Annotated in this window: 12 protein-coding genes; 8 read left to right on the forward strand and 4 right to left on the reverse strand. The window is 64.1% G+C overall.

The genetic code is table 11. The features are described 5' to 3' along the window. Nucleotides 1-212 precede the first annotated feature (212 nt). Together RF638_RS13520 and RF638_RS13525 are read right to left on the reverse strand one after the other, a co-directional pair. Nucleotides 213-827 (reverse strand): DNA-binding response regulator, encoded by a 615-nt coding sequence (locus tag RF638_RS13520; RefSeq protein ID WP_259917756.1) that lies wholly within the window; start codon nt 825-827, stop codon nt 213-215. Next, the gene (locus RF638_RS13525) at nt 824-2,134 is read right to left on the reverse strand and encodes a sensor histidine kinase (RefSeq protein WP_368842233.1); all 1,311 of its coding nucleotides are present in this window, start codon (nt 2,132-2,134) and stop codon (nt 824-826) included. Before RF638_RS13525 ends, RF638_RS13520 begins: the two co-directional genes overlap by 4 nt. Before the next feature lie 175 nt (nt 2,135-2,309). On the opposite strand from RF638_RS13525, the gene RF638_RS13530 reads away from it, so the two are divergent. After that, the gene (locus RF638_RS13530; RefSeq protein ID WP_129701158.1) at nt 2,310-2,789 is read left to right on the forward strand and encodes a small multi-drug export protein; all 480 of its coding nucleotides are present in this window, start codon (nt 2,310-2,312) and stop codon (nt 2,787-2,789) included. A gap of 87 nt (nt 2,790-2,876) precedes the next feature. Here the strand turns inward: RF638_RS13530 and RF638_RS13535 are convergent, their stop codons facing one another. Beyond that, nucleotides 2,877-3,404 carry an SRPBCC domain-containing protein gene (locus RF638_RS13535; RefSeq protein WP_129701156.1) on the reverse strand — a complete coding sequence of 176 codons (528 nt, stop codon included), beginning with the start codon at nt 3,402-3,404 and terminating at the stop codon, nt 2,877-2,879. 175 nt (nt 3,405-3,579) lie between these two features. Further along, nucleotides 3,580-4,794 carry a dicarboxylate/amino acid:cation symporter gene (locus RF638_RS13540; protein ID WP_315279224.1) on the reverse strand — a complete coding sequence of 405 codons (1,215 nt, stop codon included), beginning with the start codon at nt 4,792-4,794 and terminating at the stop codon, nt 3,580-3,582. 227 nt (nt 4,795-5,021) lie between these two features. On the opposite strand from RF638_RS13540, the gene RF638_RS13545 reads away from it, so the two are divergent. The 7 genes from RF638_RS13545 to RF638_RS13575 are packed head-to-tail and all read left to right on the forward strand — an operon-like array spanning nt 5,022 to nt 13,982. Then, complete coding sequence (locus tag RF638_RS13545; protein ID WP_368842234.1) at nt 5,022-7,310, forward strand: hypothetical protein; 2,289 nt, start codon at nt 5,022-5,024, stop codon at nt 7,308-7,310. Beyond that, a complete protein-coding gene (locus RF638_RS13550) occupies nt 7,300-8,316 on the forward strand; it encodes an HAD-IIA family hydrolase (RefSeq protein ID WP_095798330.1) in 1,017 nt (338 codons plus the stop codon). Before RF638_RS13545 ends, RF638_RS13550 begins: the two co-directional genes overlap by 11 nt. Beyond that, complete coding sequence (locus tag RF638_RS13555) at nt 8,313-8,603, forward strand: hypothetical protein (RefSeq protein WP_129701146.1); 291 nt, start codon at nt 8,313-8,315, stop codon at nt 8,601-8,603. The genes RF638_RS13550 and RF638_RS13555 overlap by 4 nt, the downstream gene beginning before the upstream one ends. Next, on the forward strand, nt 8,600-9,367 hold the full coding sequence (locus tag RF638_RS13560; RefSeq protein WP_368842235.1) for a TlyA family RNA methyltransferase: 768 nt from the start codon (nt 8,600-8,602) through the stop codon (nt 9,365-9,367). The genes RF638_RS13555 and RF638_RS13560 overlap by 4 nt, the downstream gene beginning before the upstream one ends. Before the next feature lie 55 nt (nt 9,368-9,422). Continuing rightward, nucleotides 9,423-10,529, forward strand: coding sequence for an NAD kinase (locus RF638_RS13565; protein WP_095798333.1), 1,107 nt, complete (start codon nt 9,423-9,425; stop codon nt 10,527-10,529). Further along, entirely contained in the window at nt 10,526-12,238 is a 1,713-nt protein-coding gene (recN, locus tag RF638_RS13570) for a DNA repair protein RecN (RefSeq protein WP_368842237.1), read from the forward strand. Before RF638_RS13565 ends, recN begins: the two co-directional genes overlap by 4 nt. A 49-nt stretch (nt 12,239-12,287) precedes the next feature. Then, on the forward strand, nt 12,288-13,982 hold the full coding sequence (locus tag RF638_RS13575; protein ID WP_129701142.1) for a CTP synthase: 1,695 nt from the start codon (nt 12,288-12,290) through the stop codon (nt 13,980-13,982). Nucleotides 13,983-13,992: the final 10 nt, after the last annotated feature.

The following is a 13,992-nucleotide window of genomic DNA, read 5'->3' on the forward strand; positions in this document are numbered from 1 at the left end:
GAGCAGCAGGCCGTCCTCGACGCCATCCGCGACCCCGAAAATCACGCACTAAACGAATGAGCCAACTCAGGTTGAACGCCCGTGGGGTTGGGCCATGGCCCGGCCACCAACGGGGGCGGTGCATGAAAAGGGGCTGGTTCGGGTAACTCCGTCTTGGGGTTCCCGAACCAGCCCCTTCTGCATTTAATACGGATTCAAGAGGGTGTGTCCCGTCAGATCCAGCCTTCCTCCCAGGCTTTCTGAGCAGCCTGCTGCCGGCTGCTGACACCGAGTTTGGCAATGGCCGAGGAAACGTAGTTCCGAACTGTGCCCGCGGCCAGGTGGAGCTCCTGGGCGGTTTGGGCCAGGGTGTCGTGTTCCGTGGTTGCGCGGAGCACGTCGAGTTCCCGCTCGGACAGCGGACAGTCCGTTCCGGTGAGCGCACTGGCTGCGATCTCTGGATCCACATAGCGCGCGCCGCCGGCTACGGTACGGATTACCTCAGCGAGTTTCTCCGACGGGGTGGACTTGGGTACGAAACCTTTGACGCCGGCCGCTAGTGCCCGCCGCAGCACTCCTGGGCGGGCGTGACGGGTCACCATCACAACGTGTGTGTCGATCTCTCGGAGAATGTTCGATGCGGTGTCCACTCCGTCGGTGGGAGGCATTTCAAGATCCAAGACACACACGGTGGGGCCGTGTTGATGTGCTGCAGCCAGCGCGTCCGTACCGTTGTCGACGTCAGCGACCACGGCGAAGTCGTCCTCAAGGTCCAACAGGGCCGCAAGGGCGCCGCGGATCAGGTGCTCGTCGTCGGCGAGCACGATGGAAATGGGGGAACTGTTCACTGTGAGTCGTCCTTGTCGTGTGCGGCTGGGAAGTCCATTGATCTGGGTACCGAGACCCGGAGGATGAATTCCTGGTTCGTTGTCGTCTCCGTGTTGAGCTGCCCGCCGATGTCGGCGAGGCGTCGTCTGAGTCCGTCCAGCCCTGAACTGGCATGGGAATTGACTGACGCCTGAGTTACCAGGGCGGGAGCGCCGTCGTTGCGGATTCTCAGCTCGACGACCGCCGCACCGTGAACCGATGGTCCGCTGCCAAGCGTCAGGTCGAAGTCAGCGGTACCCGCGTGAGAATGCCGCAGGATGTTCGTGGTCGCCTCGCGGACGGCGAGTCCCAGGACAGAGCCGAGTTCTGTGGATTCTGGCTGTTGGGACCACGTAGCAATGAGCTCCGGCACGGTGACATTGGTTTTGACGCCCGCCGATTCCAAGACGGCCGAAGCGTTGTTGAGCTCCTGAGTGAGTGTGGTCTTCCTGTAGCCCTGAACCAGAGCGCGAGTCTCTTGCAGGGCGGTCTGAGCGGCGTCGTGGGCTTCGAGAATGTGGGGCGCGGCGGCGTCGGGCCTGTCTTTGGCCAGCAAGCGGGACGCGAGATCTGTCTTGAGGCTGATGACCTGGAGATGATGGCCCTGTACGTCGTGGAGGTCGGCCGCGAACCGCAATCGTTCATTGGTGATGGCTAGTTCCGCCGCTTGTTGGCGGGTGACATCGAGTTCGACCATGACGGCCCAGACCCATAAGGACGTGGGAACACCCAACACGGTGAAGAACGAGAGCCAGGTGACTGTGATGAGGTCACGAGATTCGGCCGGGGTTCCATTGAGCGCGATCGCCAAGGACAAGTGAGCAGCGGGTAGGAACAACGCTGTGAAGATGACCCACCAACGGCCTTTGGAGAGCGACAGTGCGGCCGTGGCCAGCACGAGCGCGAGTGGAAGCGCGCCGACCCCAAAAGCGGGTGGAGACCACAAGCTGATCAGCGCGCTGGCGAACGCGAGAATACCGGCGCAGGCCATGGTGGGGGTACGGAACGTTGCGTTGTCGATCCCTCGGCGAGCTCTGAGAACCGTCATGGCCCAGGGCACGATCGCGAGTGCGCCCAGGGCAGCCACCACCAACGCGACGAGTTGTGGATCTTGAGCCACCCTGACCAGCAATGCCAGGCCGTAGATGAAGATCGCCAGGAAGATGAGCGAGAGGTAGGTGCTCCACCACACCACCGCCATGTTTCGGCGCTGGTGCACCGACGCCGCGGTTGAACTACCGAGTGTCGGGTTTCGACTTGCCGTTGAGCGGTCCGAGGGAAGGGCCATGGCAACAGCCTAAGCGCTGCTCACCTCCGATATGACAGCTGTCATACGGGTTTGATGACACCGCACGCGCTACTCATGACAGGGCGACACTAACGGCTCGGAACGGATCCCGGAAGAGTAGTACTCAGCAAGCCAACCGGAACTCGCCGGTTCACAGATTGAAAGGAACAGACCAATGCTCGAATGGTTGCAGACCTCCGTAGAAGCCGCAGGACCCATGGCACAGGCGTTCTTCCTGATGCTCGGCGGGGCCATCCCGTTCATCGAGTCCTACGGGTCATCGTTCTTGGGCGTGGTTGCGGGCGTGCCCCTGTACATCACCGTTCCGTTTGCGGTCCTCGGCAACATCGTCTCGATGCTCGTTCTGGTGCTCGGCGCTGAAAAACTGCACAACCTGTTCCGGAAGAACAAGCCGGCGGCAGAACCCAGCAAGCGGAAACAGAAGTTCTACCGCCTGTTCGAGAAGTACGGTGTGGCCGGTGTGTCGCTGATCGGCCAGTGGTTCCTGCCGAGCCAGATCACCTCGTCCATGATGGCCGGCGCGGGCGTGGCCAAGGGCAAAATCATTTTCTGGCAGGTCATCGCGATTGTCCTGTGGGGTGTGGTGTTCGCGGGATTCGCCACGGCGGGCATCAATATCATGGGCGTTGCCTAACCAGACGCGGTCCGCATCAACCGCCGCGCCAGACAACGAGGGACTCACCCGAGACGGGGTGAGTCCCTCGTTGTGCGTGTGGTGTCGTCAGTTCTTGTCGTTGATACCGGGCACCACGGCGCCGGTGGGCAGCCCCTTCTCCGCATACCCGCGGTACACCGGCTCCCAGTCCAGGGGAGTGGTCATGGTGTCACCGGTGAGCACACTCTGCATCGCGTGGAGACACACGTGCCATCCGGCGGCATTACGGGCAGCAGTATTCTCCGCCTCGAGGAACTCGATGAACGTTAGATTGCTACCTTCCGGAGCGGGTTCGACCGAGATATCGACCTCCGAGTCGCCCCACGTGAACGACCAATGGCGTTCCGGTTCCCAATCGGTCACCGTTCCGGTGCTGGACTCCATGTGCGGATCGCCGGTGAACACGATGCCCCCGCCCTGGTGCGCGTTGAGTTGCACCCGCGAAGGGAACCAACGGCTCATGGCCGGGGCGGTGGCCATGGTGGCCCACAGCTGGGACGGGGCGGCCGGATACTCGCGTTCGAAGACGATCGCGGGTCGGTCGTCAATCACCTCGTAGGTGCCGTCGAAATTCTGAGGGGCGCTGTTTATCACGGGTACGGACTCCTTGATCGGGGGCCTCTAGCTCGGCGCGGTCGAGCGCGCCATGATTCCTCCATTCAATCCGGCGGCCGGTCTTCCCACAACTACCGATGGGATTAATTGACGACGGCGCCGCGCGAGAATTGCTCGCGCGGCGCCGTCGTCAATTGAAGGGCTCCTAAAGCCGTCAGGCCGAGACGGGGGAGTCCTCCGGCGCCTTCAGGTCGTGGCGGCGGTTCTTCAGGATGCGATCCATGATGGTTGCGATCGCGCCGTCACCGGTCACGTTGCACGCGGTGCCGAACGAGTCGATGGCGATGTAGGTCGCGATCATGAGACCAACGGCCGTCTCGTCGAAGCCGAGCACGGACTGCAGGATGCCCACCGCAGCCATGATGGCGCCGCCGGGCACACCGGGAGCCGCCACCATGGTGACGCCCAGCAGGAAGATGAAGCCCACGTACTGCCACGAATTGATGGGCATGCCCGTGATCGTCATGATCGCCAACGAGAACAGCACGATTTTCATGGTGGAACCCGAAAGGTGGATCGTGGCGCACAAGGGAATGGTGAACCCGGCCACCCGGTCGTCCACACCGTTACGTGCTGCGCACTTGAGGGTCACCGGGATGGTGGCCGCGGAGGACGACGTGCCCAGGGCGGTGGCGTAGGCCGGGAGCATGTTTTTGAGCAGCACGAACGGGTTGCGCTTGGCCACGATTCCGGCGACCAGGTACTGGATGATCAGGATGACCACGGTCATGATGAACGCCAGGATCACGATGCGGAAGAACGTGGAAATGATGGTGGTGATCTGCCCGTTCATGGTGATGCTCATGAACATGCCAAAGATATAGATGGGCAGAAGCGGGATAACGACCTTTTCCACGATCATCATGATGATGATCCTCAGCTCATCGAAGCCCTTGTGGAGCGAGTTGCCCTTGATCATGGTGATGCCCACGCCCAGGCAGAAGGACAGCACCAGTGCGGTCATGACATCGAACACGGGTGGCATGGTGATTTCGAAGAACCCGGACAACGCGTGGTCCTCCGGGTTCTCCAAGGAACCTACAGAACCTCGGTCACCCAGCAGCCACGGATAGCTCGCCTTGGCCACCAGGAACGCCAAGAGGCCGGCAAAGACTGTGGATCCGTAGGCAATGCCCGCGGTGACAGCCAGCCACTTGCCCGCGCCACGCCCGAGGTCCGCAATGGCAGGGGTTACCAGGGCCACGATCAACACGGGGATCAGGAATCCCAGGAACTGGCTGAAAATGCCGTTGAAGGTCAGGAAAACTCGTGCGACGCCTTCTGGGAAGAACATTCCGCACACGATGCCCAGCACGATGGCCACCAGCACCCGCAACAGCAGGTTTTTGGACAGGGAACGAAGACTCATGGTTCAAGATCTCTCGGGACAAGGAGGGGTATTGGTTCAACGACACGTTCTCACGATTGTGGTCGCGCCGATGTCGCTGACACCGTCCGTTTCGACCGGCGGTGACCAAGCTGACCCACGGTTGAGGGGACGCCGACCGCGTCCCCTTTGTAGAATGCAATGAACACTACCACGACTCATCATGTCGCTTCCACGCTTTTGGCCCTCGGGCCCACAAGGAGATCCCTTTGACCGATTCCGAACAGTACGGTTCCCGCGACAATTCCGAGCGTTCCGGCGGAGACCGACGCCGCGGCTCGGGCGGGCCCGGCGGCTGGAACAACCGAGGAGATCGGGATCGCTCCTGGCAAGATCGCGGCGGTTCGAGGGATCGTCGGGACGACCGCCGCGAGGGCGGTCGTAATGATCGCCGGGATGACACCCGAGGTGGGGACCGCCGCGATGACCGTCGTTCCTTCGACGGACGCCGTGATGACCGCGGCGGAGATCGCAGGGACTTCCGTCGCGATGATCGTCGTGACGATCGGGCCGGGGACCGGCGCGATGATCGACGCCGCGACAACCAGGGCGGCGATGACCGCCGCGAACCCCGCCGGTGGGACGATCGCCCCCGCAACGATCGCTCGGACGGCCGCTCCGGTGATCGTAAGGGCCAGAGCCGTCAGTTCGATCGTTTCCAGGACCGCAAGGACGGCCACCGCTCGGAACGACGCAGTGGTGACTGGGAACGCAAACGTGAGACCGGCAACCGCAGCCGTACCTGGGAAGACCGCAGTGGTTCCGGCGACCGCCGTGACGACCGGGGCGGTTCCGGCGATCGGCGTGATGACCGCCGTTCCTTCGACGGTCCCCGTGATGACCGGGGTGGAGATCGTAGGGACTTCCGCCGTGATGATCGGACCAACGACCGCCGTGATGACCGCGGGGGCCGTTCCGATGGTCGACGCACCGAGGGATACGGCGGAGGCGACCGTCGCGAGAACCGACGCTGGGATGATCGTCCCCGTAACGACCGCAACGACCGTCGGTCCTACGGAGACCGCACCGATGACCGGCGCAACGACCGTGGAGGCCGTTCGGACGACCGTCGTTCCTTCGATGGACGTCGTGATGACCGGGGCGGGGATCGCCGTGATGTCCGTCGTGATGACCGCGGTGGCCGTCCCGATGGACGCAAGGACTTCCGCCGTGACGACCGCCGTTCAGGTGAGGGACGTCGTGACGATCGCGGTGGGGATCGTCGTGATGATCGTGGTGGCCGCCCAGACGGCCGCAAGGACTTCCGCCGTGACGACCGTTCCGGTGGTCGCCGTGATGATCGGCGCCGCGATAACTTTGGTGGCGACGATCGCCGCAGGGACGCTGACCGCGAAGAGCGCATGACCCGACGGGATCTGAACGATCTGGACAAGCCCCGGTTCATTGCGCCCGACATCGACGAGGACGTCACGGGTCGCGAGGTCGACAAGCCCACGCGTCGTCAGCTCGAGGCACTGGAACCTCGCAATGCGGAGCGGGTCGCCCAGCACCTGGTCATGGCTGCGCGTTACCTGGAGGTGGATCCCGAGTTCGCGCTCGAGCACGCCAATGCGGCCGTGCGGAAGGCCGGCCGCATTGCGGTTGTCCGTGAAGCAACGGGTGTGGCTGCCTACGCCGCCGAGGATTACGCGCTGGCTCTCAAGGAACTGCGGACCCATCGCCGCATTTCCGGCTCGGAAGAACACTTGCCGCTCATCGTGGATTGTCAGCGCGCCCTGGGCAAAGCTGAGAAGGCACTCGAGGAAGCTCAGTCGAGCGCGGTCGAGAAGTTGGATGCTGCTGGCAAGGTTGAGCTGGCCATCGTGGTGTCCGGCATCCATTCCGACGCCGGAGACAAGCAGGCATCGTTGGCGGCACTGCAGATCCCGCAACTCGACAAGAACCGCGGGTTCTCCTACAGCCCGCGTTTGTTCCGGGCGTACGCGGAAGCACTGCGCGGTGTCGGCCGTGACAAGGAGGCCCTGAGCTGGGAACGCCAGGCCATCGTGGCCGAGGCCGCACTCGGACTGGGTCAGTTCTCCGAACCGGAGATCGTGGACCTCGGTGACGATATCGACCTCGACGCCGCCAAGGAAACCGTCCGCGAGGCTGGGGAACGCCATAGCGAGAACGTCGGTGATGTGGCCGAGACGCCTCACGAGTCTGCCAACGCGACCGACTCGGGTGTTGGTAGCCCCGATGCTGCCGACGACGCTCCGGTCAGCAACGCCGTCGACGGCCAGGACGACGTCGTCGTCACCGAGGCATCCACTCCCGTAGAGGCCGAGGTGTCCGCTGACTCTGCCCAGCGCGCGGACGACGAGGCGGGCGACAACACCGACACGAGCGTTGCCGCTCCTTCCGAGACCGACGCCGCCGCAGAGCCGGCCGAGACCACGGCTCCCGTGGAGCCGGGCGAGTCCCACACTGTGGCCCCCGCGTCTGAATCCGGAGAGACCGCTGAGACCGGCGACGATTCTGAGAACCATGACCGATGAGCCGCTGATCAGTCGCTTTGACGCGCTGCTCTGCGACCTGGACGGCGTGGTCTATGCGGGTCCCGATGCCATTGATGGTGGACCGGAATCGTTGAACCGTGCAGCGGAGATGGGCGTTCCGGTGATGTACGTGACGAATAACGCGTCACGCCCACCGGCCGCCGTGGCTGAGCACATCTCGGAACTGGGTGCGCCGACCCGGGAAAGTAACGTGGCCAGCTCCGCTCAAGCCGCGGCCAAGCTGCTGGCCGGTCGACTCCCCGAGAAGGCCAAGGTGCTGATCACCGGTGCGCAGGCGCTCGCGGACGAGATCAAGGCCGTTGGTCTGACCCCGGTCTGGTCGCAGTCGGAAGAGCCCATCGCGGTGGTTCAGGGCTTCAATCCGAAATTGGGTTGGGAACAACTGGCCGAGGCGGCCTACACGCTGGCCGATGAATCCGTGCTGTGGTGTGCCACCAACACGGACCTCACGATTCCCAAGGAACGCGGCATTGCGCCGGGTAATGGCACCCTGGTGGCCGCGGTGGCTGCTGCTACGGGGCGCGAACCCATAGTTGCGGGCAAACCCCAGGCGCCGGTGTTCCACGAGGCCGCCGAGCGCGCGAAAAGCCAGCGCCCCGTGGTGGTGGGCGACCGCCTCGACACCGATATCCGTGGTGCCCACGCCGCAGGTATGGAAAGCATCGAAGTGTTCACGGGAGTGGACACTCCGGAAACCGTGTTGCGCGCGTGCGATCAGGAACGACCGACGTACTTGCTGGGTAACTTGCGGGAACTGTACAAGGCATACCCCGATCCGCAGGTTTCCCGCGAGGACAACAGTGATCAAGAAGTGACCGCTACGTGCCGTGACGCCATTGCAGTTGCACGAGACAACGGTGTGCGGATCCAGGCCCCGGAAAACAGTCTGGACGGCTGGCGTGCCGCGTGCGCCGCATGGTGGGCGCTGCACCCGGACGCCAAAACCCCGACCGACCCCGAAGTGACGTGGGAGGCGGCACGATGAGCGAGCAGTTCCCGAATGACAGCTGGGACGCCCCCGACACCGACGCTCCGGACCTCGATGCCCAGGAATTCGGCGTCGTGGATGACGATGCTGCCTACCGTGCAGACTCTGATCCGGTGCCCGTCACGGGACTGGATTCCGTGGACCGCGTGCTCGCCAAGGAAGCAGCGGTGAGCGAGTTGCCGGTCAATGAACGTGCCGCGGCATTTCAGGAACTGCACGCCGAACTGGAGTCGATCCTCAAACAGCAACCCGGTTCCCTTCCCACGGGGCTCACGGGCCAGTGAGTCTGCGGCTGGACCAGGCCCTGACCTCTCGGGGGCTCGCTCGATCCCGGACGCTTGCGGCGTCCTGGATCCGGGACGGACGCGTCAGCGTGAATGGTGCCCCCTGCACCAAACCCTCCCTCAAGGTGAGCGAAGAGGACCAACTGGAGGTGGCGGCGTCGGCGGCCGACGAATACGTCAGCCGTGGGGGGCACAAACTGGCGGGCGCCCTGGACACGTTCACCGATATCGATCCGGCCGGACTGCGTTGCCTGGACGCAGGGGCATCCACCGGCGGATTCACGGACGTGTTGCTGCGCCGAGGTGCCCGTGAAGTGGTGGCGGTGGACGTGGGCCACGACCAGCTGGTGGCGGAGCTGCGCAACGACGAGCGCGTGCGCGTGTTCGAGGGCCTCAACGTGCGCTACATGTCCCCGGAAGAAATCGGGGGGCCCGCGGATCTGACCGTGTGCGATCTGTCGTTCATCTCTCTGACTCTAGTCACGGACGCTCTCGGGCGTGCCACCAAGGACGGGGGAGACGTGCTGTTCATGGTCAAACCGCAGTTCGAAGTGGGCGTGGACAACATCTCGCGTACGGGGGTGGTGACGTCCGAACGGGAACGACGCCGCGCCGTGGACGGTGTGATCGCGGCCGCCGAAAGTGCGGGCCTGGACGTGAGAGGAAGGGTGGAAAGCCCCTTGCCGGGCCAAGACGGTAACGTGGAGTTCTTCGTCTGGTGCCGTAAACGAAGCACCGTTCAGCGAGTCGGATCGCTCGCGTAGTCTTAGCAAAGCCCGTTCGACCGCAGACCGAAACGCAGGAGGATGACCCGAAGACGTGAGCCGGAAAATCTTGGTCATGACACACACGGGCAGGCGTGATGCCAAAGACGCCGCCCGTCAGTCCTGTGCGCAACTGCACGACGCGGGACTGATTCCGGTGTTGTCCCGCCGAGATCTGCAAGCTCTGGAGGCCGACGGCCAAACCATGGTGCCCGTAGAAATCGTCGAAGAAGACGTTGCCCTGCGTGATATCGAACTGGTCATGGTGCTGGGCGGTGACGGCTCCATCCTGCGCGCCGCCGAGGTTGTTCGCGGCGTGGACACCCCATTGCTGGGCGTGAACCTGGGTCACGTGGGATTCCTGGCAGAATCTGAACGCTCCGGGCTCACCGAAACCGTCGAGGCGATCGTGGACGGTCGCTACACCGTGGAACGCCGCATGGCCCTGGACGTGACCGTGTGGGAGAACCAGAAAAAGGTGTTGCACACCTGGGCCCTCAACGAGGCCTCGGTCGAAAAAGGCAACCGCGAAAAAATGGTCGAAGTGGTCATCGAGGTGGATCGCCGTCCGCTGTCCACGTTCGGTTGCGACGGTGTGGTCATGGCAACACCCACGGGGTCTACCGCCTACGCATTCTCTGCCGGGGGACCGGTGGTCTGGCCCGAGGTCGAGGCGCTGCTCATGGTGCCGCTGTCTGCTCACGCGCTGTTCTCACGACCCCTGGTCATCTCCCCGCGTTCCATGCTGGCCGTGGAAGTCCTCACTCGCACCGACGCCCGGGGTGTGCTGTGGTGTGATGGCCGGCGTACCGCGGACCTGCCACCCGGATGTCGCATTGAGGTGCGCCGCTCCGACAAGCCCGTGAACCTTGCGCGGATGCACGCAACACCGTTCTCCGAACGGCTCGTCAAGAAGTTCGAACTGCCCACCGCCGGCTGGCGAGGCCCATTGCCCAGCCATCAGCAGGACGCCAAGACCACGGCGTTGCCCATGGTCCAGCCCAAGCACCACGTCATGTCCGAGGACAACGGTTTCCCCAAACTCAGCGTGGGCCGCGAGATCCCGTACGATCCCATTTCCGCGCGTGACAGCGATAGCGCGCGCCACATTCTCGACCAATCCCCGGACCGACCTTCGTCAGGTGAGACCCCGAGCCAATGATCGAAGAAATTCACATCCATGACCTGGGTGTCATCACGGATGCCGTGCTGCCCTTGGGGCCCGGACTGTCCATCCTCTCGGGTGAGACCGGAGCCGGTAAGACCATGGTCGTCACGGCCCTCGGCATGCTCCTGGGCAACCGGGCGGACGCCGGAGCGGTGCGCTCCGGAAGTGGCAAGGCCCTGGCGGAGGCGACCGTCATGGTGCTGGCCACGCACGGTGCGGTTGAGCTCGTGGAGGAGGCGGGCGGCGTCGTCGACGTCGAAACCGTGAACGGCCGGGACGAGGCGCAAATTCTGTTGTCTCGAACGGTGTCCGCGGAAGGGCGCAGCCGCGCTCACGTGGGTGGCCGATCCGCGCCGGTCGGAACCCTGGGAGCCGTGGGGGAGACCCTGGTGGCCGTGCACGGTCAGTCCGACCAGCTGCGGCTGAAGTCCGCCGTGGCCCAGCGAAAGGCCTTGGATGAGTACGCGGGGGCGCCGCTGGCCAAAGAACTGGCCGCGTACCGCGAAAAGCTGGCCCGCTACCGGACCATTGTGGCGACCCTGCGCGAGATCAAAGAGAACATGCGCGAGCGTGCCCTGGAAGCGCAGAGCCTGACCACCGCGCTCGAAGAAATTGATGCCGTGGAGCCGATCTCCGGCGAGGACGTCCAACTGGACGCCGACAGTGAGAAGCTCACCAACCTTGAGGCCTTGCGTTCAGCGGCCGTGACGGCTCAGGCGGCGTTGAGCGGCACGGACGCGGACGACGAGCCGAACACCAACGCCGTGGCTTTGCTGTCCTACGCCCAGCAGGCCTTGGATCACGAGTCCGATTCGGATGCGGAGTTGGCCGAGTTGGCCACGCGGGTGCGAGAGCTCACGGTGGTCGCCGCCGACGTCGCCGCGGACCTTTCCGGGTACGCGAGTGGTCTCGACGAGGACGGTCCCGCACGGCTTGCACAGGTGGAGCAGCGCCGCAACGCACTACGGACCCTTACGCGCAAGTACGGGACCACGATCGACGAGGTCATCGAATGGGCCGACACCGCCCGCGGTAGGCTCTCCGACCTGGTCGACGACCCGCAACGCGACGAGGAACTGCGCAACGAGGCGCACGCACTGCACCAGGAACTGCTCGAGCGCTCGCAGACCATGCTGGAGCTACGCCGGAAGACCGCCGAGAAGCTGTCCAAGGCCGTGAGCAAGGAATTGACCGCGCTGGCTATGCCCAACGCGTCGCTGGTGGTTTCTGTGGAACCCACCGAACAGTTCACCGAGCACGGTCGCGACGAGATCGAGTTCTTGCTGGCACCCCACCCGGATGCCAAGCCTCGACCGCTGGGCAAGGGTGCTTCGGGTGGTGAGCTTTCCCGCATCATGCTGTCCCTGGAAGTCGTGCTGTCCGAGGTGGACCCGGTGCCGACCTTCGTCTTCGACGAGGTGGATTCCGGCGTGGGCGGTAAGGCCGCGGTGGAGATCGGCCGACGCCTCAAGATGTTGGCCAAGAATGTCCAGGTGCTCGTGGTGACCCACTTGCCGCAGGTTGCGGCCTTTGCGGACCATCACGTGTTGGTGACCAAGTCTTCGGATTCCACGGTTTCGGACGTGAGAGTGCTCACGGACGAGGAACGTGTGGTGGAATTGGCCCGCATGCTCGCGGGCCACGAAAACTCTGAAGCGGCGCGGGAACACGCCCGCGAGCTCTTGCGGGACGCAACCGCATGACACAACTGCCCCTCAACTCAACGCAACTGGAATGGTAGGCTGAAATTCCGTGGTGAACGCTCAGAACGCCGCCCCCGAGGCAGGCACGCAGAACAACGGCAAAGTTACTCGACAGATCTTCGTCACGGGTGGTGTAGCTTCCTCTCTTGGCAAGGGCCTGACGGCCTCGTCACTGGGCATGTTGCTACGCTCGCGCGGACTCTCGGTGACCATGCAGAAGCTGGATCCGTACCTCAACGTTGATCCCGGAACCATGAACCCGTTCCAACACGGTGAAGTCTTCGTCACGGACGACGGCGCAGAAACCGACCTGGATATCGGTCACTACGAGCGCTTCCTGGACGAGAACCTGGATGCCTCCGCCAACGTGACCACGGGTCAGGTGTACTCCACCGTGATCGCCAAGGAACGCCGCGGCGAATACTTGGGCGACACGGTTCAGGTCATCCCGCACATCACGAACGAGATCAAGCGCCGTATGCGCCGCCGTTCCGAGGACCAGGACGCCCCGGACATCATCATCACCGAGATCGGTGGCACCGTGGGTGACATCGAATCCCAGCCCTTCATCGAGGCCGCCCGTCAGGTGCGCCAGGATGTGGGCCGCAACAACGTGTTCTACCTGCACGTGTCCCTGATCCCGTTCATCGGCCCCTCCGGTGAGCTTAAGACCAAGCCGACTCAGCACTCCGTGGCCACGCTGCGCGGTCTGGGTATCCAACCGGACGCACTGGTCCTGCGTTGCGACCGTGAGGTCCCGGACGGCATGCTCCGCAAGGTCGGCGGCGCCTGTGACGTGGACCTGGACGCCGTGATCTCTTGTGCCGACGCGCCGAGCATTTACGACATCCCCACGACCCTGCACAACCAGGGTCTGGACACCTACATCCTGGACTACCTGGGTCTGTCCTACGGCGACGCAGATCTGACCCAGTGGTCGCACCTGCTCGAAGCCGTGCACCAGCCGGAGCACCACGTGAACGTGGCGCTCGTGGGCAAGTACATCGACCTCCCGGACGCTTACCTGTCCGTGTCCGAGGCACTGCGTGCCGGCGGTTTCGCCAATGACTCCCGCGTGCACATCAAGTGGGTTGCCTCCGACCTGTGCGACACCCCGGAGGGTGCGCAGCGCGAACTCGGTGACGTGGATGCGATCTGTGTCCCCGGAGGTTTCGGCATCCGAGGTCTGGAAGGCAAGCTGGGCGCGCTCAAATGGGCCCGTGAGAACCAGGTTCCGGTCCTGGGGCTGTGCTTGGGCCTGCAGTGCATGGTCATGGAATTCGCGCGCAACGTGGTGGGCCTGCCCAACGCGTCCTCGACCGAGTTCGATCCCGAGACCGACACCCCGGTGATCGCCACCATGGAAGAGCAGAAGCAGTTCGTTGAGGGTGCCGGCGACCTGGGCGGCACCATGCGCCTGGGCTCCTACCCGGCCAAGCTCGCCGAGGGCTCCGTGGTCGCCGAGACCTACGGCAGCCTGGAGGTTTCCGAGCGTCACCGTCACCGTTACGAGGTCAACAATGCCTACCGCGATGCGTTGACCCAGGGCGGACTGGTGATGTCCGGAACATCCCCGGACGGTCAGCTCGTGGAGTTCGTGGAACTGCCCCGTAGCGAGCACCCGTACTACGTGGCCACCCAGGCTCACCCGGAGTACGGCTCCCGTCCGACCCGCCCGCACCCGCTGTTCGACGGCCTCATCAAGGCGGCCCTGTCCCGCCGCGAGGCACTGGGCAGCGAGTAAAGGCCTAGGG

The sequence above is a fragment of the Kocuria sp. CPCC 205235 genome, assembly GCF_040980905.1.
Taxonomy (GTDB): Bacteria; Actinomycetota; Actinomycetes; order Actinomycetales; family Micrococcaceae; genus Kocuria; species Kocuria carniphila.